The 18,056-nt window shown below is 65.7% G+C and carries 22 protein-coding genes; 6 read left to right on the forward strand and 16 right to left on the reverse strand.

The annotated features are described in order from the left end of the window. Nucleotides 1-3: 3 nt before the first annotated feature. On the reverse strand, nt 4-780 hold the full coding sequence (locus V6M61_RS19035; RefSeq protein ID WP_332778170.1) for a histidine phosphatase family protein: 777 nt from the start codon (nt 778-780) through the stop codon (nt 4-6). 181 nt (nt 781-961) lie between these two features. Here V6M61_RS19035 and V6M61_RS19040 point away from each other — a divergent pair, with 181 nt between their 5' ends. The 4 genes from V6M61_RS19040 to V6M61_RS19055 all read left to right on the forward strand — a co-directional run bounded on the left by V6M61_RS19040 (nt 962) and on the right by V6M61_RS19055 (nt 3,874). After that, on the forward strand, nt 962-1,720 hold the full coding sequence (locus tag V6M61_RS19040; protein WP_332778171.1) for a CoA transferase subunit A: 759 nt from the start codon (nt 962-964) through the stop codon (nt 1,718-1,720). A 12-nt stretch (nt 1,721-1,732) separates the two neighbouring features. Further along, on the forward strand, nt 1,733-2,458 hold the full coding sequence (locus V6M61_RS19045) for a CoA-transferase (RefSeq protein WP_332778172.1): 726 nt from the start codon (nt 1,733-1,735) through the stop codon (nt 2,456-2,458). After that, nucleotides 2,455-3,105: a 2-hydroxychromene-2-carboxylate isomerase gene (locus V6M61_RS19050; protein ID WP_332778173.1), complete on the forward strand. Its 651-nt coding sequence runs from the start codon at nt 2,455-2,457 to the stop codon at nt 3,103-3,105. The genes V6M61_RS19045 and V6M61_RS19050 overlap by 4 nt, the downstream gene beginning before the upstream one ends. A 94-nt stretch (nt 3,106-3,199) precedes the next feature. Next, nucleotides 3,200-3,874, forward strand: a complete 675-nt coding sequence (locus V6M61_RS19055) for a Crp/Fnr family transcriptional regulator (protein WP_332778174.1) — start codon at nt 3,200-3,202, stop codon at nt 3,872-3,874. Between the two features lie 202 nt (nt 3,875-4,076). Here V6M61_RS19055 and V6M61_RS19060 read toward each other — a convergent pair whose 3' ends face one another. The 13 genes from V6M61_RS19060 to V6M61_RS19120 form a co-directional block, all read right to left on the reverse strand. Further along, nucleotides 4,077-5,084, reverse strand: a complete 1,008-nt coding sequence (locus V6M61_RS19060; RefSeq protein WP_332778175.1) for a threonine dehydratase — start codon at nt 5,082-5,084, stop codon at nt 4,077-4,079. A gap of 55 nt (nt 5,085-5,139) precedes the next feature. Further along, nucleotides 5,140-5,778 (reverse strand): LysE family translocator, encoded by a 639-nt coding sequence (locus tag V6M61_RS19065; RefSeq protein ID WP_332778176.1) that lies wholly within the window; start codon nt 5,776-5,778, stop codon nt 5,140-5,142. Further along, nucleotides 5,779-6,465 (reverse strand): VOC family protein, encoded by a 687-nt coding sequence (locus tag V6M61_RS19070; protein ID WP_332778177.1) that lies wholly within the window; start codon nt 6,463-6,465, stop codon nt 5,779-5,781. Nucleotides 6,466-6,646: 181 nt separating this feature from the next. Then, complete coding sequence (locus tag V6M61_RS19075) at nt 6,647-7,648, reverse strand: PhzF family phenazine biosynthesis protein (RefSeq protein WP_332778178.1); 1,002 nt, start codon at nt 7,646-7,648, stop codon at nt 6,647-6,649. Between the two features lie 25 nt (nt 7,649-7,673). Then, nucleotides 7,674-8,294: a glutathione S-transferase family protein gene (locus V6M61_RS19080; RefSeq protein WP_332778179.1), complete on the reverse strand. Its 621-nt coding sequence runs from the start codon at nt 8,292-8,294 to the stop codon at nt 7,674-7,676. Nucleotides 8,295-8,356: 62 nt separating this feature from the next. Continuing rightward, on the reverse strand, nt 8,357-9,550 hold the full coding sequence (locus tag V6M61_RS19085; protein WP_332778180.1) for an aminotransferase-like domain-containing protein: 1,194 nt from the start codon (nt 9,548-9,550) through the stop codon (nt 8,357-8,359). Continuing rightward, the gene (locus V6M61_RS19090) at nt 9,547-9,900 is read right to left on the reverse strand and encodes a cupin domain-containing protein (protein ID WP_332778181.1); all 354 of its coding nucleotides are present in this window, start codon (nt 9,898-9,900) and stop codon (nt 9,547-9,549) included. The genes V6M61_RS19085 and V6M61_RS19090 overlap by 4 nt, the downstream gene beginning before the upstream one ends. After that, nucleotides 9,897-10,355: a DUF6196 family protein gene (locus V6M61_RS19095; RefSeq protein WP_332778182.1), complete on the reverse strand. Its 459-nt coding sequence runs from the start codon at nt 10,353-10,355 to the stop codon at nt 9,897-9,899. The genes V6M61_RS19090 and V6M61_RS19095 overlap by 4 nt, the downstream gene beginning before the upstream one ends. Nucleotides 10,356-10,359: 4 nt before the next feature. Then, entirely contained in the window at nt 10,360-10,989 is a 630-nt protein-coding gene (locus tag V6M61_RS19100; protein WP_332778183.1) for a DJ-1/PfpI family protein, read from the reverse strand. Nucleotides 10,990-11,055: 66 nt separating this feature from the next. Further along, nucleotides 11,056-11,385 carry a DHCW motif cupin fold protein gene (locus V6M61_RS19105; RefSeq protein ID WP_332778184.1) on the reverse strand — a complete coding sequence of 110 codons (330 nt, stop codon included), beginning with the start codon at nt 11,383-11,385 and terminating at the stop codon, nt 11,056-11,058. Then, nucleotides 11,382-11,729 (reverse strand): antibiotic biosynthesis monooxygenase family protein, encoded by a 348-nt coding sequence (locus tag V6M61_RS19110; RefSeq protein WP_332778185.1) that lies wholly within the window; start codon nt 11,727-11,729, stop codon nt 11,382-11,384. The genes V6M61_RS19105 and V6M61_RS19110 overlap by 4 nt, the downstream gene beginning before the upstream one ends. Then, entirely contained in the window at nt 11,729-12,685 is a 957-nt protein-coding gene (locus tag V6M61_RS19115; protein ID WP_332778186.1) for a DMT family transporter, read from the reverse strand. The genes V6M61_RS19110 and V6M61_RS19115 overlap by 1 nt, the downstream gene beginning before the upstream one ends. Then, nucleotides 12,682-13,293, reverse strand: a complete 612-nt coding sequence (locus V6M61_RS19120) for a LysE family translocator (RefSeq protein WP_332778187.1) — start codon at nt 13,291-13,293, stop codon at nt 12,682-12,684. The genes V6M61_RS19115 and V6M61_RS19120 overlap by 4 nt, the downstream gene beginning before the upstream one ends. Before the next feature lie 121 nt (nt 13,294-13,414). Here V6M61_RS19120 and V6M61_RS19125 point away from each other — a divergent pair, with 121 nt between their 5' ends. Further along, nucleotides 13,415-14,905, forward strand: coding sequence for an aminotransferase-like domain-containing protein (locus V6M61_RS19125; protein ID WP_332778188.1), 1,491 nt, complete (start codon nt 13,415-13,417; stop codon nt 14,903-14,905). 95 nt (nt 14,906-15,000) lie between these two features. On the opposite strand, the gene V6M61_RS19130 is transcribed toward V6M61_RS19125, so the two are convergent. Continuing rightward, the gene (locus tag V6M61_RS19130) at nt 15,001-15,921 is read right to left on the reverse strand and encodes an aldose 1-epimerase (RefSeq protein ID WP_332778189.1); all 921 of its coding nucleotides are present in this window, start codon (nt 15,919-15,921) and stop codon (nt 15,001-15,003) included. Between the two features lie 47 nt (nt 15,922-15,968). Further along, nucleotides 15,969-16,910 (reverse strand): SMP-30/gluconolactonase/LRE family protein, encoded by a 942-nt coding sequence (locus V6M61_RS19135; protein WP_442957816.1) that lies wholly within the window; start codon nt 16,908-16,910, stop codon nt 15,969-15,971. Between the two features lie 135 nt (nt 16,911-17,045). Here V6M61_RS19135 and V6M61_RS19140 point away from each other — a divergent pair, with 135 nt between their 5' ends. After that, nucleotides 17,046-17,846 (forward strand): SDR family NAD(P)-dependent oxidoreductase, encoded by an 801-nt coding sequence (locus tag V6M61_RS19140; RefSeq protein ID WP_332778190.1) that lies wholly within the window; start codon nt 17,046-17,048, stop codon nt 17,844-17,846. Nucleotides 17,847-18,056 lie beyond the last annotated feature (210 nt).

Genomic DNA, 18,056 nt, shown 5'->3' on the forward strand with positions numbered 1-18,056 from the left:
CCATCATGCATAGGTGATCCAGCTCGCATGCTCCGGCGCATCCAGGTGCGGCAGCGTGTTGTAGGTCACCAGCATGTGGCGCTTGGGCGTGAAGGAGAATTCGGTGAGCGAGCTGTTGCGGATGCGCAGGTTCAGCTCGATCGTGGTTTCGGGGCTGGTGCCCAGCACCTGGCCCACGGCGGTGGAGATGGGCCCACCGCTGGAAACCAGCAATACATTGCCGTCGTAATGGCTGCGGATATGGTCCAGCGCGCTGGTCACCCCTGCCACAAAGTCGGTGTAGCTGGGCATGCCCCTGGGGCTGACCACGCCGGCCATCCACTGCGCCAGACCATCACGCAGCAGGCGGAAGTGGCTGCGGTACATCTCGGGCGAGGTCGGTTTTTCAAGCTTGTGCGGGTGGATGGCGGCAATCACCGCTTCGCTGTCGTACTCGTTGAGGCCGGGCCACTGGATGTGAGCCCCCACGCTTGCCACTGCGTGTGCCTCCGGCGTTGCGCTTCCCCTTTCACTTGAAGAAGGGGCTGTGCTTGCTCGGAGCGGCCCTTCGCGGCGCACGGTCTCTTCGTCGGATCCGTTTCCCAGCCCTTCGCAAATACCCGCAAAGGTCTGCACATGCCGGCGCAGCGTGCCGGTCAGCACGGCCTCGAAGCTCAGACCCTTGTGGCGCAAGTACTCGCCAAGCCGAACGCTTTGCTGGTGGCCCAGCGCGCTGAGCTGGTCATAGTCGTCGGCGCCGAACGAGGCCTGGCCGTGGCGCACCAAATAAAGAGTCCCCATGCCGGTATTCTGGCAAAAAGTGCCAGTGATCCCAGTCACTTGGGCGACGTATGCTATGTTTTTGATAGCTATTTTCTGCGTGGCCGATAAATGTCATCGCGCTAACAGACGGCGGCTGCGGCCAGCTGAACAATCGGCCGCACGGTCACTGGCCGTGCAACCAACCCCAAGGAGACCCCTTATGCCCCTGCCCGACAAGGTAATGGACCTGGCCGACGCCATGGCCGCCGTGCGGCCCGGCACCCGGCTGATGATGGGCGAGTTCGTCGGTGCCGGCGAGCCTGCGCGCTGCGTGCAGTGGCTGCTGGAATCCGGCATTGGCGAGCTCACGCTGATTGCCAACACGCCAGGCATGCGCGGCGGTTTCGGCAAGGCCAGGTTGTTCGAGAGCGGCCAGATCCGCGAGTACATCGGCACCCATGTGGGCACCACGGCCGAGTCGACCGAGGCCTACCTGGCCGGGCGCGTCAAGCTGCGCGAGTTCTTCCCGATGGGCACCTGGGCCGAGAAGGTCCGCGCCGGCGCCATGGGCCTGGGCGGCGTGCTGGTGCCGGTGGGCGTGGGCATTCTCGACGAGCCGGGCATGTTCCCTGAGCTGGAGCAGCCCAAACCCAAGTTCACGCTTGAAGGCCGCGAGTACTTCGTCGAGGCAGCCCTGACCGCTGAGGTCTCCATCATCAAGGGCTGGCGCGCCGACCGCTTCGGCAATGTCGAGTTTCGCGGTATCGCGGGGCAGAACCAGCGCGACATCGCGATGGCCGGCCGCTACACCATTGCCGAGGTCAATGAGATCGTCGAGGTCGGCCAGATCGAGCCGCAGCGCGTCGGCTGCCCCGGCGTGTTCGTCGATGCCGTGGTGCAGGGCCACGCACTGGAAGCGCAGCACGACCTCTACCGCCGCCACTGGCTGCAGCTCGGGCGGCTGGCCCCTGCGGCCTGAACCGGAGAAACTATGAGCCCTCCCCTGAACCCCAAGGACATTATCGCCCGGCGCTGCGCGCGCGAGCTGCGCGCCGGCGAGGTGGTCAACCTCGGCCTGGGCACGCCGACCCTGGTGGCCAACCACCTGCCGTCCGATGCCGGCGTGATCTTCCACACCGAAAACGGCGCCTTCGGCTTCGGTGGCCGGCCCACCTACTACCAGGCCGACAGCGACTTCACCAACGCCGGCTGCGAGCCGATCACGCTCAACCCTGGCGCGGCGCTGATGGACCTGGCGACCTCGCTGGGCGCGATGCGCCGCGGCTACATCGACGTCACCATCCTCGGTGCGCTCGAGGCCGACGCCCACGGCAATATCGCCAACTGGGCGACGCGCCGCCAGGGCCGCTGGTGGCCGGGCATAGGCGGGGCCATGGACCTGTGCCACGGCACGCCCAAGGTCATCGCCGCCTTGCAGCATGTGGACAAGCGCGGTGAACCCAAGCTGCGCCAGCGCTGCACCCTGCCGCTGACCGGCCGCGGCTGCGTCAAGGTGATCGTCACCGAGCTCGCGGTGTTCGACGTGCGGCCCGGCGCCGGCCTGCTGCTGCGCGAGCTGCGCGCCGACCTGGACCTGGCCCAACTGCGTAACTGCACCGAGGCCGAGTTTGCCGTATCCCCCGACTTGAAGCCTATGGACCTCGGCGAGCTCGCTGCGCGCGCCAGCCAGGCCGTTGAAGAAAGGACTTCCCCATGACCCAATCACAGCCGCGCGTCGAATGGTTTTTCGACGTGGTCTCGCCCTTTGCCTACCTGCAGCTCGAACAGCTGCCGCTCTGGCTGCCGCCTGAGCAACTGGTGCTGCGCCCGGTGGTGCTGGGCGCGCTGCTCGGCCACTGGGGCACGCGCGGGCCGGCCGAGATTCCGGCCAAGCGCGTGCAAACCTACCGCAGCGCGCAGTGGCGCGCCCAACTGCTGGGCATTGCATTTCGCATGCCACCGGCCCATCCGTTCAACCCGATTCGCCTGCTGCGCCTGGCGGTGGCCTTGGGATCGGAGCTGGACGCCGTGCGCGAGATCCTGCGCTTCGTCTGGCGCGAGGGCCGCGACCCGGCCAGCGAGACCGACTGGCAATGGCTCACGCGCGAACGCCTGGCCTGCCCCGAGGCCGAGCAGCTGATCGCACGCGACGAGGTCAAGGCTGCGCTGCGCGAGAACACCGACCAGGCCATAGCGCGCGGTGTGTTCGGCGTACCCACGCTGGTAATGGACAGCGAGCTGTTCTGGGGCGAAGACGCCGGCGCTATGGCGCGGCGCACGTTCGAGCAGGGGCCGCAGTGGTTGCGCCAAGCCGAGTGGCAGCGCATCGCCACGCTGCCCGTGGGCGTGCAGCGCGCGGCCTGAATAGGGCTCCCACGCTTGCAGAACCGTGTGCAGTTGCCTTGGCGCTGCCCGGCGGCGTTTGAGCGCGGCTGCAATGCTCTGGCATCATCGCAGCATGATTGATCCCAACCGTCTGCGCCGCATTGCCGCCTGGTCGCGCCCGCTCGACGGCGCGGCCTTTGAGCGCGCCCGCGCCGGTGTGACCGAGCGCAGCTTTGCGCGCGGCAGTTGTGTATTCGTGCAGGGCCAGCGCTTCGACGCTTGGGCCGGCGTCATCGAGGGCCTGGTCAAGCTGTGCCGCCAGTCGCGCGACGGCAAGGAAATCACCTACACCGGCGTGCACGCCGGCGGCTGGTTCGGCGAGGGCAGCGTGCTCAAGGGCGAGGTGCGCCGCTACGAGGTCATCGCGCTGCGCGACACCACGCTGGCCCTGCTCGATCGTGCCAGCTTCCTCTGGCTGTTCGAGCACAGCGCGGACTTCAACCGCTTCCTGGTCGGGCAGCTCAACGAACGCCTGGGCCAGTTCATGGGCCTGCTGGAGAGCGACCGCCTGCGCGACCCCGAGGCCCGTGTGGCCCGGGCCCTGGCCTCGATGTTCAACCCGGTGCTCTACCCCGAGGCCGGCGCCCACCTCGTGATCTCGCAGGAGGAGGTGGGCCTGCTGGCCGGCGTGTCGCGCCCGGTCGCCAACCAGGCGCTCAAGGCCCTGGCGGGCGACGGTGTGCTGCGCGTCGAGTATGGCGGCCTCACGGTGCTGGACCTGGAGCGGCTGCGCGGCTACGGTGGGTAGCGCCGCGCGACGGCGTTGCAAATCCTCGCCATCGTCGAGCTATGGCTGCGGTTTGCGCCTTGTCCCGAACAGGAATCCATCGGGTTTATTCGTGCCGTCAAGCACGCCGAATACCTGCAAATCAAATAATATTTTTTGAATTTGCAGGTATTTCGTTTTACAACGCCTCAAGCAATTTTCCGCCGGGCCGCCCCAAGGAAAATTAGCCCCCTCGGGGGGCAGAGAGCACACGAAGTGAGCGAACGTGGGGGCCATGTTCTAGCGCCCTGGCAAACACATCCGCATCCACATTGCCGCCGCACAGGGTGGTGCCCACCACCTGGCCCTTGAGTTGGGCGCGCTCCTGCATGGCCGCTGCAAAACTGGCCGCGCCCGCGCCTTCGGCCACGTTGTGCGTGTCGGCGTACAGGTCGCGCATGGCCTGGGCCACTTCATCATCGGTGACTTGCACGATGTGGTCGATATGCGGCGCGATGATGCCAAGCGCCGCCTGGTCCGCGATGCGGCAGGCCATGCCGTCGGCCAGCTGGGTGCTCACCGGGGCTTCCACCACGCGGCCGGCGGCCAGCGAGTCGGCATAGGTGGTGGCGTGGGCACTGACCACACCGACGATGCGTGCCTGGTGCTTTAACGCGAGCTTGGCCGCAATCGCCGAGCAGACGCCCGAACCCTGGCCAACCGGCACATAGACCACATCCAGACCGGGCACGGCCCGCATGAACTCCCACCAGTAGGTGGCCACGCCGCGCAGCAGGCCGGCGTGAAAGCTGGGCACCATGTGGGCATCGCGCTCCCTGGCCAGCCGCATCGCATGTTCGCGGCTTTCCTGGAAGTCCTGGCCGTGCTCGACCAGCGTGACGCCGAGCGCGCGCATGGCGGCGTTTTTCTCGCGCGAGTTGCCATGCGGCACGACGATGGTGCAGGCCACGCCATGTGCCCGCGCCGCCCAGCCAATGCTCTGGCCATGGTTGCCGCGCGTGGCGCTGATGACTTCGGCCGGCAGCGGCCCCTGCTGGCGGAGCTGGTCAAAATAAGTCAGGCCGCCGCGGATCTTGAAGGCGCCCACCGGCGTGTGGTTCTCGTGTTTGATCCAGCAGTCGGTGCCCAGGCGCTCGCTGGACAGGCCCCAGCGGTACTGGGGCGTGGCCTGAAATTCGCGGTAAACGACGCGTGCCGCGTCTTCAATTTCCTGGAGAGTAGGCAGGCTCATTGGGTAAGCTCCGCGCTACGCGCTGCGGTATTCGCCTTGGGAGCGGCCCGGCGGCTCATGCCGCAGTCCTTTTCTCGGCCAGAATCCGCAGCGCCAGCAGGCCCAGCACCGAGCCCATGACGTAGCGCTGCACCCGCATCCAGCTGAGTTTGCGGTTCAGCACGCCGGCAATGCCGGCGGCAAAGCAGATGATCAGGGTGTTCACGCCGGCGCTCACGCCAATCTGCACCGTGCCCAGCTGCAGGCTTTGCAGCAGCAGCTGGCCGCGCTCGGGGTGCAGAAACTGCGGAAAGAAGGACAGGTAAAACATCGCCACCTTGGGGTTCAGCAGATTGGTCATGAAGCCCATGAAAAACAGCGTGCGTGGCCTGTCGTGCGGCAAGGCATTGGCTTGAAACGGCGCCAGCCCGCCCGGCTTGATCGCCTGCCAGGCCAGCCACAGCAGATAAGCGGCGCCCGCGAGCTTGATGGCGCCAAACGCCAGCGGCACGGCCAGCAGCAGCGCCGTCAGGCCCAGCGCAGCGGCCAACAGGTGCACCACAAAACCCAGCACCACGCCGCCCAGCGACACCAGCCCGGCCGCGCGGCCCTGGCACAGCGTGCGCGAGACGCAGTAAATCATGTTGGGCCCGGGTGTGAGCACCAGCACCAGCGCGGCGAGTGCAAACCAGGCGAGTTCCTGAAAAGTAAACATTCAGATTCCTTTCGATTCAAGCGTGACCGGGCCGCGCGGCGTCTGCAGCGTGGCGATGAGATTGGGCAGACCGCTGTTCACCGTGACCCCCGTCAGGCCCATGGCCTGCTGCGCGCTGCGCAAGGCATCCGGGCGGGGGTGTGAGACCTGCAGCGATTGCAGGGTGACGCCCGAGGGCGGCATGGCGTCGGCCGGATGCACCTTGCCCCACTGGATCAGCGTGGGCAGGCCGCCATAGAACAGCCGCTGGCCATCAGCGCGCACGGTGATCTGCCAGCTCAGCAGGCCGCCGGGCGTCATGCGCGAGGCCTGCAGGACCTGGCCGCGATCCAGGCGCAGCCGGGCCAGCGAGGCAATGGCGGTGTGCATGTCGGGCGTGCGCGCGACGAAATGAATCAGCTGCGGGCCTTGCGCGGCCACGCGCGCCTGCAGGCCCGGGTCATCCATGTCAAACCAGCGCTTCAAGCCCGCAGGTCGTCCAGGTGTAGCTCCTGAATTGATAGCGATTATCTCGAAGTAGGCGCGTTGAAACAACGGTGTGGCAATGCTGAACAGGCGGTTGTGGGTGCCCATCAGCGGGTGCTCGCCACCCGGCCCGGGGGTGATGCCCAGCGTGGCCTCGCACCACTGCACGCCCTCATCGAGCGTGTGGGCCATCACCACCAGATGATCGAGCTGCGCTGCCATGGCTAATGAGCCCCCACGCTTGCCACTGCGTGTGCTGCGCTGCCCCCCGAGGGGGCTGAGCTTGCTCGGGGCGGCCCTTCGCGGCGCTCTGTGACCCCCACGCTTGGCACTGACGTGCTTTCGCTGCCCCCCGAGGGGGCCTTCGCGCCTTGGGGCGGCCCGGCGGTGCTCATGGTTTGGCTCAGATCGTCACGCTGCCATCGAGGCAGGTGACCGATTCGCCGCCGACCCAGACCTGCCCGCTGGCGTCGCGCTCGATGTAGACGCGGCCGGCGCGCTCCAGGCAGGCGCCCTGCGCGGCCAGGTAGCGCTCGGGCGCCAGGCCTTCGGCGATCAGCCACTGCGCCAGGCTGGCATTCAGGCTGCCGGTCACCGGGTCTTCGTTGACACCGACCGCGGCCGCGAAGGCCCGGACTTCGAAGTCCGGTGCAGCGCTGGCCGTCGTCTCAAGCGTGGGGGGGAATTCCACCGAAGGGCCGCCCCGAGGTGGAATAGCCCCCTCGGGGGGCAGCGCAGCACACGCAGTGGCAAGCGTGGGGGCCATGAACGCCCGGGCTTCACGGTTGGCCCGGGCGATCAGGGCCGGTGCCGTGGGCGCCGGGTAGGCGCTGACGACACCGACTTTCGCGTCCAGGTTCTTGAGTTCCAGATGGTTTGGATCGAGCTGCAGCACGGTCTGCGGGCTGTCCAGCAGCAGCCCCAGCCAGTCCGGGCCGTTGTTCAGTTGTTGGGCGGCCATGATTTGCGGCGCCTTCAGGCCCAGGGCCGCAGCGACCTGCGCCAGGTAGACGGGGCTGGGCGCGCTGCGCTTCAAGGGCGGTGCGGCAAACGCCATGCGCGCGCCTTCGCGCCGGATTTTCACCAGGCCGACCTTGCACTCCTGCACGATGAAGTCCGCCGCGCGCGGCTGGCCGCCAGCCTGCAGCCAGGCGTGGCAGCTGCCCAGCGTGGGGTGGCCGGCAAAGGGCAGCTCGCCGTCGGGCGTGAAGATGCGCACGCTGTAGTCGGCGGACGGGGCGGTGGGCGGGCGCAAAAACGTGGTTTCGGACAGGTTGGTCCAGCGGGCAAAGCGCTGCATCTCGTCATCGCCCAGGCCTGTGCCATCGAGCACCACGGCCAGCGGGTTGCCGTAGTAGGGCGTGCCGGTGAACACATCAACTTGTTTGAAAGGGCGTTGTTTCATGGATCGGAATTCTTGTCGAATGGTTTCAGGACAGGGTGAGGTCGAGCACGCCGCGTGAGGCCGGGCGCGTCAGCATCTGCTGGTACCAGCGTTCCAGGTGTGGGCGCGGTTTGTGTTGCAAGGGCAGGCCCTGCCAGCGGTGGATTTCGCAGGCCACGGGAATGTCGGCCATGGTGAAGCGATCGCCGGCCATGAAGGCGCGCTGCGCCAGGTGGGCATCGAGCATATCCAGCAGCGGCTCGGTCGCGGCCACCGATTGCGCGATCAGGTCCGCGCGGCGCTGGTCGGCCGGCACGCGGATCAGCTGCATAAAGGCATCGCGGCCGGCCGGGTTCAGCGTGGTCTGCTGCCAGTCCATCCAGCGTTCGGCGTCGAAGCGATGCGGCAGGTCCGTGGGGTAAAGATTTCCCGGGGCGTGTTTTGCGCAGAGATAGCGCACGATCACGTTCGACTCCCACAAGGTCAGCTCACCATCCTCGATCAGCGGCACCAGCGCGTTCGGGTTCTTGGCCAGGTAGTCAGGGGTCTTGACGATGCCGAAGGCCGCGCCGGCATCGGTGCGCTCGAACGCGATGCCGAGTTCCTGCACGGCCCACAGGACCTTGCGGACATTGAGCGAACTGGTGCGCCCCCAGAGCTTCAACATTGGGAAACCTCCGCGCTACGCGCTGCGGTATTCGCCTTGGGAACGGCCCGGCGGCTCATGGCTTACCCCCTTGCCGCATGTTCGCGGATCGCCGCGGCCAGCGCCGCGATGCCGGTCTTGATCTGGTCCACGCTGGCCGTTACAAACGACAGGCGCAGCGTGCGCGGATCGGCGCCGTCGGCGTAGAAGGCCGCGCCGGGCACAAAGGCCACGCCCTTGTCCACCGCCTTGGGCAGCAGCTCGATCGCATTGAGGCCTTCCGGCAGGCGCACCCACACAAACATGCCGCCCGCCGGCGTGTTCCAGTGCACGCCTTCGGGCATGTGCTGCTGCATCGCGGCCAGCATGGCGTCGCACTGCGACTTGTACAGCGCGCGTATGGTGGGTACATGGCGCTCCAGAAAACCGTCCTTGATGACCTCGGCCACCATGCGCTGGTTAAAGCCCGGGCTGTGCAGGTCAGCCGCCTGCTTGGCCTGCAGCAGCTTGGGGTACAGCGACTTGGGCGCGACGATGAAGCCCAGGCGCAGGCCCGGCGCCAGCACCTTGGAAAACGATCCGAGGTAGACGCAGCCTTCGGGGTTGCGCGCGCTCAAAGGCAGCGGCGGCGGAGTGTCGAACCACAGGTCGCCATAGGGGTTGTCTTCGACGATGGGCAGGCCCAGCTCGGCGGCGCGGCTTGAGAGCGCGGCGCGGCGCTCTTCGGTCATGGTGCGGCCGGTGGGGTTCTGGAAGTTGGGCAGTACGTAGAGGAAGCGGGCACCGGCGGCCTTGGCTGTGAGGTCGTCGAGGTCCACCCCTTCGGCATCGCTGGCCACGCTGACCACCTCGGGCTCCATCGGCGTGAAGGCCTGCAGCGCGCCGAGGTAGGTGGGGGTTTCAACCAGCACGCGGCTGCCTTCGTCGATCAGCACCTTGGCGACCAGGTCCAGGCCTTGCTGCGAGCCGGTGGTGATCAGCACCTGCGCGGGGTCCACCGGCCAGGGCAGTGCGGCGGCGACCATTTCGCGCAGCGTGACAAAGCCTTCGCTGGCGGCGTACTGCAGCGCGGCGTCACCGCTTTCGCGCAGCACCTTCTCGCAGGCCGCTGAGAACTCGCTGATCGGGAAGGTCTTGGGCGAGGGCAGGCCGCCGGCAAAGCTGATGATGCCGGGTTTTTCGGTGACCTTGAGAATCTCGCGGATCACCGACGGGTTCATTTTCTGGGCCCGTTTGGCCATCACCCAGGGGGCGTTTTGAAGCTCATTCATTTTCATTTTCTTTCTCCACCTTGCGGGCCGTAAAACACGACCCACGTTACAAAATCATCCGAAAACTGCTCGAAGCGGTGCGCCACGCCCGCCGCCACAAACAACGTATCGCCTGCGGCGCAGTCAAGGCGCTGCCCGTTGATCACCAGTTGGCCCGTGCCGCGGTGAACCAGGTACAACTCGTCCTGCGTGTGCGGTTGCTGCCGATCCCGGCCATCGGCGTTGCTGCCGGGCGCAAACACTTCCACGCTCATGCTGCCGTGCGCCATCATCGTGGTAAAGGGCACGCCCTCCGGGTAGGCCGCGGCCGGCGCGCCGGGCAGGCGCTTCAGGGCATCGTGAATGGAAGCTTTCATTCTGCGCCCCCTTGTGACTGCATGGCGTGGATGAGGTTAATGGCCTGCGGGGCCACGCTGCGGGGGATTCCCCAGTAGTCAAACACGCCACCGTCGGACGAATTCTGCCCGCAGATGACAAACACGCCCGTCCCCAGCCGGCGCTTGAATTCGCTGGCGAGCCAGCCTACAAAGCCGCTGTTGGGGATATCGGGTGCGAAGTGAAAACACAGCACCGTGTAGCAGTCTTCTGCTTTTGTTTGCGCAGGCGCGGGCACCAATGCACTCCATACGGCGTGGTCGCGCACCAGGGCCAGCGCACTGCCGGCGAGGCTTGATGCCAGATGCGCAGGAAACTGCGCCACGGGGAATTCGGCGAAAGTGTAGTCACCCGGCAGCACGTCCGCGCGCGCATGTGCCATCACGCGCAAAAGCCGTTGGCGGGTTTGTTCTGAAGTCTCTGGTGTGATGTCCATCGGCTTAATCCAGCGCCACCGACGGTTCCAGTAAATTCGCGTTGATATGTGAAAGTGCGCGCGCCACGTACTCGTCTTTTTCGCCTACCGGGGAAAAGTAGTGCAGCACCTCCCGGGCTTGTTCAACGCCCTTTAATCGGGCAATCATCCAGGCAGAAATGTATTGGGCGGACAAACACCCCCCTGCGGTTGCCAGGTTGCCATTCGCAAAAAATGCCTGGTTCAAAATCTTGACCCCGGCAGCTTGTACCCAGGGCTTGCTGCTTGAATCGGTGCACGCCGGGGTCTGGCCGATAAGACCCAGCTTTGCGAGCAAAAAAGTACCAGAACACTGCGCGGCTATGAGCTGACTTTGCGGATTGAGCTGTAGTTGACTGAGGATGGACGGGTCGTTGGCGATTTCACGCGTTTTCATTCCGCTGCCTATCAATACGGCATCGGCCTGGTTGGCTTCTTTCAGGCCAATGTGCGCATCGATCGTCAAGCCGTTCATTGACGTCACCCGTGCGGTTGGGCTGGCAATGCTGACTTTCCAATCGGCATCACCCAGCAATGAAATGCGGCTCAGCATTCCATAGGCAATCAATGAATCAAGCTCGTTGAATCCGTCGAATGTCAGGATGGCTATGTGCATGAGTACGGTCCCGGTTCTGGTTGAAAAAGGCGCGCCAGTGTTTGAGCGAGGGAGACTTTCATCGAGTCAGTCCACGATAAACAGCTTGGCGCCATTCGGGGCCGTTGAGCGGTGCGCCTCGGCCCCGTCGGCCACCTGGTAGCTCATGCCGGGCCGCAACACATGCTGCCTGCCGTCGTCCAGTTCGGTGTGCAATTCACCTTCCAGGCACAACAGGATATGCCCCTTGCTGCACCAGTGGTCGGACACATAGCCGGCCGTGTACTCGACCATGCGCACGCGGATGCCGCCAAACTGCTGCGTGCGCCAGAACGCCTTGCCGGTGATGCCGGCATGCTCGGTGCGTTCCACCTTAGACCAGTCGGTCGTGCCAAACGGGATGTTGCTGAGGTTCATGTTGTCGGCTCCTCATGCCGCGTTCGCTGGTTGGGCGTGATGTGCGCAATCGCGCCGTCGCCATAGGAGCGCAGCACTTGCGAGATGACGATGTGAAAGCCCTTGTACCACTGGGTGTACTGGCGTTTGGCTTCCAGGTGCTTGGGGTGCAAGGAGAAAGCGCGTAGCGACTCCTGGGTCTCCCAGAAGTAGGTGGCGTTGATCTTCGTACCGTCCGGCGACTTCCACGACTCCGCGCCCAAATAACCGGGAGTGGCGTGGGCTGCCGCCTCGATCAGCGCGTCCAGGGCGTGGAATCGCTCGTCGTAGGTACCGGGTTCAAAGATGAAAGCGGCTGAGTACATCACTGCTCCTTCGCACTCAATAGCGGACTCGGGCCGGCCATTGGCACGTGTGCGGCCTGGTGCACCGGCATTTTCTTGCCGGCAAACACCGTGGCGATCACGGCCAGGCCAAAGCCGACCGTCACCGCATCGAGCGACTCACCGAGCAGCGGCACCGCAAACAGCATCGACAAAAACGGCTGCACCAGCTGCACCTGGCTGACCCGCACCGTGCCGCCCAGCGCCAGGCCGCGGTACCAGGCAAAAAAGCCCAGCCACATCGAAAACACCGCCACGTAGGCAAAGCCCCACCAGGCCGTGGCCTTGAGCGGCGCTGCCGGCCAACTGATGAGGGACAGCGGCAGGGACAGCGGCAGCGCCATCACCAGTGCCCAGCAAATTACATGCTCGGCACGCATGTGCTGCGACAGCTTCGCACCGTAGCCGTAACCTATGGCCGCGCACAGGCAGGCGGCCAGCAGCAGCAGGTCGGCAAAGCTGATCGACAAGCCACCCGCAGCGCCATCCGAGCGCAGCATGGCAAAAGCCACCACCAGCGCGCTGCCCAAAGCGGCGCACAGCCAGAAGCCGGCCGATGGGCGCTGGCGATGCAGCAGCGCGCCCACCGCGGCGGTGGTCAGCGGCAACACACCCACGATCACGCTGGCGTGCACGGCTTCCACATAGCGCATGGCAATCGAAGTGAACAGCGGAAAGCCAAACACCACGCCGCCTGCCGTGATGGCCAGTGGCCACCAATCCTGGCGCCGGGGCAGGGGCGCGCGCGTGGCGAGCAAAAACACCGCCGACAGCGCGGCGGCCACCACGGCCCGGCCCAGCGCAATGAAAACGCCCGACATCTGCGGCGCGTCGGGCGTGCCCGTGGCCAGGCGCGTCATTGGCAGGGTCACGGAGAAAATCACAATACCCAGCAGGCCCAGCCAGAGGCCTTTGTTGATTTGAGGTTGCGGGTTCATATAAAGAGCATCCAGATCGCGGTGGCCACCAGCACCAGTGCCATGGCGCGGTTAAACCTGCGCAGCCGGCGGCCCGTACCCAGCGGCCCGGACAGCCAGTCACGCAGCAGTGAGCCGACCAGCGCATAGCTGAGGTTGCTCACAAAGGCATAGGCCAGCATCACAGGCAGCACGACGGCTAAACGCAGGGCGGGTTCGCTGCGCCCGGCAATCCAGCCGCTGACGATGGCCAGCGCCAGCATCCAGGCCTTGATGTTGACAAACTGCAGGGCCGCGCCTTGCCAAAACCCCACGTTCAGGCGCGCGGTGTCGGCTGGGGTTAATTGATGTGACCGGGCAATTTTTGAGGCCAGCCACAGTAAATAGGCCACGCCGATGATCTTGACGGCCCAGCTCAGCAGCGGCGCGGCCAGCACCAGCGCGCCCAGGCCCAGCGCGCACACCATGAGCAGCACGCCCCAGCCCACTGGCACGGCGCACACAAAAGGCAAGGCGCGCTTGAGGCCATGGTTGGCTGCGAGCGCGGTCGACAGCGTGGTGTTGGGCCCGGGCGTGAAGCTCATCGCCGTGGCCAGCACCAGTAAAGCCGTAAATTCTTGCCAATTCATGGTTCAGACTTTATAGTTGAAACCAGCACACTACCAGTACAGTTGTGGGTACAAATTTCCAAACTGTACTGCCCAGTTTGTCAGCACAGACAGCACCCAAGCCGAACATGAGGGCCACGCCATGTTGATGAAAACCGCCTCGCAATCCCTGACCGAGCAGCTCTGCGCACGTTTTGCCGAGCGTATTCGCAGCCGCCTTCTGGCGCCCGGCGCGCGCCTGCCGTCGGTGCGGCTGTGCGCCCAGCAGCAGGGCGTGAGCGTGTCGACCGTGGTGGCCGCCTACGACCAGCTGCTGGCCCAGGGCCTAGTGGTGGCCAGCAAAAATCGCGGTTTTTTTGTCCGGGATGCCTCACTCAATCCGGCCCGAGCCCCTGTCAATAAAGCGCAGACAGCTACCAAAAGTATAGCGGCTGCGCCGGCGGGCGCTGGCCCCGAAAGCGCCGCCCCGCTGGCCGCCTGGAGCACCGCCACCTGGATGGCCACGCGGCAGGCGCCCATAGACGCCACCGCCCTCATCCGCGGCATGTTCCATAAAGTCAGCAACAAGCCGCAGCCCGGCATGGGCGTGTTCCCGCCGGACTGGCTGGAAACCAGTTTCATGCCGGCGGCGGTGCGCAAGGTCACCAGTGTCAACGCGCTGCGTGATTTTTCGCTGCAATACGGCGAACCCATGGGTGATGCCGGCCTGCGCCGCGCGCTGTCGCAAAAGCTGAGCTCACTCAATGTGCACGCCGTGCCCGAGCAGATCATCACCACGGTCGGCGCCACCCATGCGCTGGATATCGTGAGCCGCACCCTGCTGCGCGCAGGCGACTGCGTGATGGTGGAAGAGCCCGGTTGGGCGGTGGAGTTTGCCCGGCTCGATGCGCTGGGCATGCGCATCCTGCCGGTGCCGCGCCGCGCTGACGGGCCCGACCTGGAGGTGATGGCGCAGTACTGCGAAATCCACCAGCCCAAACTGTTTGTCAGCGTCAGCGTGTTCCACAACCCGACCGGCTACTGCCTCACGCCTGGCAGCGCCCACCGCGTGCTGCAACTGGCCAACCAGCACAACTTTCATATTGCTGAAGACGACACTTACAGCCATCTGGCGCCCGAGCACGCCACGCGGCTGTGCGCGCTCGATGGCCTGCAGCGCACGATTTACGTCAGCGGCTTTGCCAAAATCCTCGCACCCGGCTGGCGCGTCGGATTCATGGCCGCGCCGCCCGACCTGGTCGAGCGCCTGCTCGACACCAAGCTGCTCGCCACCCTGACCACGCCGGCGCTGCTGGAAAAAGCCTTGGCCTGGTGCATAGACCAGGGCCAGCTGCGCCGCCACGCCGAACGCATACGCACCCGGCTCGACCAGGCGCGCGCCCGCAGCGTCAAGCTGGCGCTGGCGCACGGCTGCACCTTCGCGGCCGAGCCGGCCGGCCTGTTTGGCTGGGTAGAAACCGGTGTAGACACCGACGCCCTGGCCCAGCGCATGCTCGACGAGGGCTACCTGTTGGCCCCCGGCTCGTTGTTTCACGCGGTGCGCAAGCCCAGCACCCTGATGCGCATCAATTTCGCGACGACGCAGGAGGCGGCGTTCTGGAAGGTGTTTGCGCGGCTGCGCGATGGTTTGTGAATGCTTTTGGCCTCTGGCCCTTCGTCTTTGTATATGGGCGCAAGCAGCCATTCAATTCAAAGCTGCCAATCCATTGGCTATCGAACCGGGCCGTTCTATTTGGCCATGGGCCCGATGCGCCACTGAATCTTGAGCGAGAACTGCTCGTCTTGCTGCAATACCCGCAGGCCGGGGGACTGCGGCAGGTGGAATGCGTCGATGGGCTGCGTGATGGGTTCGAAGCAGAACGCCGACCCCTGCGGCGGTCGGTAGATCAAACAGAAGTGCTGCGCGGCGCCGCCGTCGCGGTCGAAGTCCGGCATGGTGGCCGTAAGCTGCAATCCAAGCTCGGGCCAGGCGATGCAGGCCTTGCCGCCCCAGCCGGTGTAGCCATTGTCGATGAGCGGGCCATGGGCTTGCACGCCCTCGTTCAGGTTCCAGCCTGTCGGAAAGTCGTGCGTGTGCGCGACCGGAAGCGGGTCCTTGCCGCAAAGCCAGACGCCCTGCACTGGCGCCGTGATCCGCGTTGCCGCTGCACGGGGAAACCACGGATGCACGCCGAGCCCGTAGGGTAGCGGCTCCTTGCCCAGGTGGCGCACCTGCAATGTCTGGTCCAGCCCGCCATCGACAAGCCGGAAGGTCTGCACGGCTTCGTAGTCATGGGGATTCCCGGCGAAGCGACGCGACTCGAGCGTCATCACGAGCGTGTCGGCGCCCGGTTGCGTAATTTGCCAGGACTGCAACCAGCCGTCGCCATGGATAGGGTAGGGTTCGCCGACACGGTTGGGGCGCATTGGATGGAACCGCTCGTCGTGCGTGAAGCCGCCGCCGCTGATGCGGTTGGACCAGGGCACCATGGGAAACGAAGCCAGTTGGTAGAGGTCCGGCGTCACACCGTCCCACGGACGCCACACATCAACGCGGCCTTGCGGGCGGTCCAACTGCCAGGCCGCCACGCTGCCGCCGAGCGAGGGCACGAGCCCCAGGTGCTGGCCGGCGTGATGCAGCCAGACGACAGGGTGCGCAGGTTCGGTCATGGAAGGACTTTCGTGGGGAGGGTTCATGGGTTAAGGGCTGCGCGGCATCAGCCGCCGAACAAACAGGCGGGCACGCCCGGGCTGTCGATGGCGACCGCGAACAGCCCGCCCGCAAGCGGTTCGGCGGCGAGCTGCTCGGGCGTGAGGCCGCTCCTGGCGCTGGTGATGAAGAGCGTGCGCAGGTCGGGCCCGCCAAAGGCGCAGTTGGTCACATGGCGCGTTGGCAGCGTCACGCGGCACAGTTCCTGCGCGGTCACGGGGTCATGGCAACTCACGCAGGCGCCGCCCCAGTGGGCAATCCACAGGCGGCCTGCTGCATCCGTGGTCATGCCGTCGGGCACGCCATCGCCGGGCGCGAAGGTGAGCCACAGCCGCTTGTTTGACAGCGTGCCCGTCGCGGCATCGAAGTCATAGGCATGGATGCGGCCGTTAACCGTGTCGTTGAAATAAAGGGTGTGGCCATCGGCGGACCAGGTCGGGCCATTGGTCACGGCAAAACCGTCGTCATGGCGCGTGCAGCGGCCATCCGGGTCGTAGCGGTAGAGCGCGCCGGTCGGGGCCTCGCAGGCAAAGTCCATCGTCCCGGCCCAAAAGCGGCCTTGCGCATCGCATTTGCCGTCGTTGAAGCGGTTGCCCGGCAGCGCTGCCTCGGGTTGGTGCAGATAGCGTGGTTCGCTGCCTGTGGCAGGGTCAAACAGCGCGAAGCCACGCCGCAGGGTCACGATCAAGCCGGGCGCGTCAGCCCTTTCGGCAAGCGCCGAAATTTCCTCGGCGAAAGTCCAGATGCGCTGGGTCGCGCTTGCCGGATCGAAGCGGCGCAGGCGGCACGCAAGAATGTCGACCCAATACAGCGCCTGTTCGCGCGGGGACCACAAAGCACCTTCGCCCAGCAGCGCCCCGGTCGAATTGATGCAACGAACCGTGCCAACCTCCGGAGGGGTGAGGGGCTGCCGGTGCGTGCCCGTAAGCGTGCCCAGAATCGTGCTCAATCATGTCTCCATTTGCTGTCTATGCGTAGGTGCCGCGCGGGACCTCTTGACGCGGTGGATCATATCAATGCATAGTGATGTTGGAAACTTAATATTTTGCTATTAATAGATATATAAATTGCAATGTCAAACAGCATGACCATCTCAACCCCACGCACAGCCCCTGACGCGGCTTCGCTCGCCCACTTTCCGAGCCTCAAAAACCGATCCGTTTTCGTCACCGGCGGAGGCAGCGGCATTGGCGCTGCCATCGTGACCGCCTTTGCCGAACAGGGCGCACGCGTTGCCTTCATTGACGTCGCGAGCCAAGCCAGTGAAGCTCTTGCGCAGCAACTGGCGGATGCGGGGTACGCCCGCCCGTGGTGGCGTTCTTGCGACGTGCGGGACCTGGCCGCGCTGCAGGCAGCCATCACCGACGCTGCCGGCGCAATGGGTGACTTCTCGGTCCTGGTCAACAACGTCGCCAGTGACGACCGCCACAGTCTGGAGTCCGTGACGCCCGCCTACTACGACGAGCGCATGGCGATCAACGAACGGCCCGCGTTCTTCGCGATCCAGTCGGTGGTGCCGGGCATGCGGCGGCTCGGGGCCGGCGCCATCATCAACCTGGGCTCGACCGGCTGGCAGGGCAAGGGGGCCGGCTACCCCTGCTATGCCATCGCCAAATCCTCGGTGAACGGCCTGACGCGCGGACTCGCGAGAACGCTGGGCCAGGACCGCATCCGCATCAACACCGTGTCGCCCGGCTGGGTCATGACCGAGCGGCAGATCAAGCTCTGGCTTGACGCCGAAGGCGAGCGCGAACTCCAACGCAACCAGTGCCTGCCCGACAAGCTGCTGCCCCATGACATCGCGCGCATGGTGCTGTTCCTGGCATCCGACGACGCCGCCATGTGCACCGCGCAGGAGTTCAAGGTAGACGCAGGGTGGGTTTGATGGGGACGACACGCAGTGACAAGCGTGGGGGCTAGACGGCCGCAGCGCCGGGCCGCCCCAAGCAAGGCCAGCCCCCTCGGGGGGCAGCGCAGTATACGAAGTGACAAGCGTGGGGGCTAGACGGCCGCAGCGCCGGGCCGCCCCAAGCAAGGCCAGCCCCCTCGGGGGGCAGCGCAGTATACGAAGTGACAAGCGTGGGGGCTAGACGGC

The organism is Polaromonas sp. (assembly GCF_036676035.1).
Taxonomy (GTDB): Bacteria; Pseudomonadota; Gammaproteobacteria; order Burkholderiales; family Burkholderiaceae_C; genus Polaromonas.

Excerpts from the sequence above, each read along its gene's own strand:
- V6M61_RS19100 (WP_332778183.1), bottom strand. The coding sequence starts at position 10,989 with ATGCACATAGCCATCCTGACATTCGACGGATTCAACGAGCTTGATTCA.
- V6M61_RS19040 (WP_332778171.1), top strand. The coding sequence starts at position 962 with ATGCCCCTGCCCGACAAGGTAATGGACCTGGCCGACGCCATGGCCGCC.
- V6M61_RS19050 (WP_332778173.1), top strand. The coding sequence starts at position 2,455 with ATGACCCAATCACAGCCGCGCGTCGAATGGTTTTTCGACGTGGTCTCG.
- V6M61_RS19115 (WP_332778186.1), bottom strand. The coding sequence starts at position 12,685 with ATGAACCCGCAACCTCAAATCAACAAAGGCCTCTGGCTGGGCCTGCTG.
- V6M61_RS19060 (WP_332778175.1), bottom strand. The coding sequence starts at position 5,084 with ATGAGCCTGCCTACTCTCCAGGAAATTGAAGACGCGGCACGCGTCGTT.
- V6M61_RS19130 (WP_332778189.1), bottom strand. The coding sequence starts at position 15,921 with ATGACCGAACCTGCGCACCCTGTCGTCTGGCTGCATCACGCCGGCCAG.
- V6M61_RS19065 (WP_332778176.1), bottom strand. The coding sequence starts at position 5,778 with ATGTTTACTTTTCAGGAACTCGCCTGGTTTGCACTCGCCGCGCTGGTG.
- V6M61_RS19045 (WP_332778172.1), top strand. The coding sequence starts at position 1,733 with ATGAGCCCTCCCCTGAACCCCAAGGACATTATCGCCCGGCGCTGCGCG.
- V6M61_RS19075 (WP_332778178.1), bottom strand. The coding sequence starts at position 7,648 with ATGAAACAACGCCCTTTCAAACAAGTTGATGTGTTCACCGGCACGCCC.
- V6M61_RS19090 (WP_332778181.1), bottom strand. The coding sequence starts at position 9,900 with ATGAAAGCTTCCATTCACGATGCCCTGAAGCGCCTGCCCGGCGCGCCG.
- V6M61_RS19035 (WP_332778170.1), bottom strand. The coding sequence starts at position 780 with ATGGGGACTCTTTATTTGGTGCGCCACGGCCAGGCCTCGTTCGGCGCC.
- V6M61_RS19095 (WP_332778182.1), bottom strand. The coding sequence starts at position 10,355 with ATGGACATCACACCAGAGACTTCAGAACAAACCCGCCAACGGCTTTTG.
- V6M61_RS19080 (WP_332778179.1), bottom strand. The coding sequence starts at position 8,294 with ATGTTGAAGCTCTGGGGGCGCACCAGTTCGCTCAATGTCCGCAAGGTC.
- V6M61_RS19105 (WP_332778184.1), bottom strand. The coding sequence starts at position 11,385 with ATGAACCTCAGCAACATCCCGTTTGGCACGACCGACTGGTCTAAGGTG.
- V6M61_RS19120 (WP_332778187.1), bottom strand. The coding sequence starts at position 13,293 with ATGAATTGGCAAGAATTTACGGCTTTACTGGTGCTGGCCACGGCGATG.
- V6M61_RS19070 (WP_332778177.1), bottom strand. The coding sequence starts at position 6,465 with ATGGCAGCGCAGCTCGATCATCTGGTGGTGATGGCCCACACGCTCGAT.
- V6M61_RS19055 (WP_332778174.1), top strand. The coding sequence starts at position 3,200 with ATGATTGATCCCAACCGTCTGCGCCGCATTGCCGCCTGGTCGCGCCCG.
- V6M61_RS19140 (WP_332778190.1), top strand. The coding sequence starts at position 17,046 with ATGACCATCTCAACCCCACGCACAGCCCCTGACGCGGCTTCGCTCGCC.
- V6M61_RS19085 (WP_332778180.1), bottom strand. The coding sequence starts at position 9,550 with ATGAAAATGAATGAGCTTCAAAACGCCCCCTGGGTGATGGCCAAACGG.
- V6M61_RS19110 (WP_332778185.1), bottom strand. The coding sequence starts at position 11,729 with ATGTACTCAGCCGCTTTCATCTTTGAACCCGGTACCTACGACGAGCGA.
- V6M61_RS19125 (WP_332778188.1), top strand. The coding sequence starts at position 13,415 with ATGTTGATGAAAACCGCCTCGCAATCCCTGACCGAGCAGCTCTGCGCA.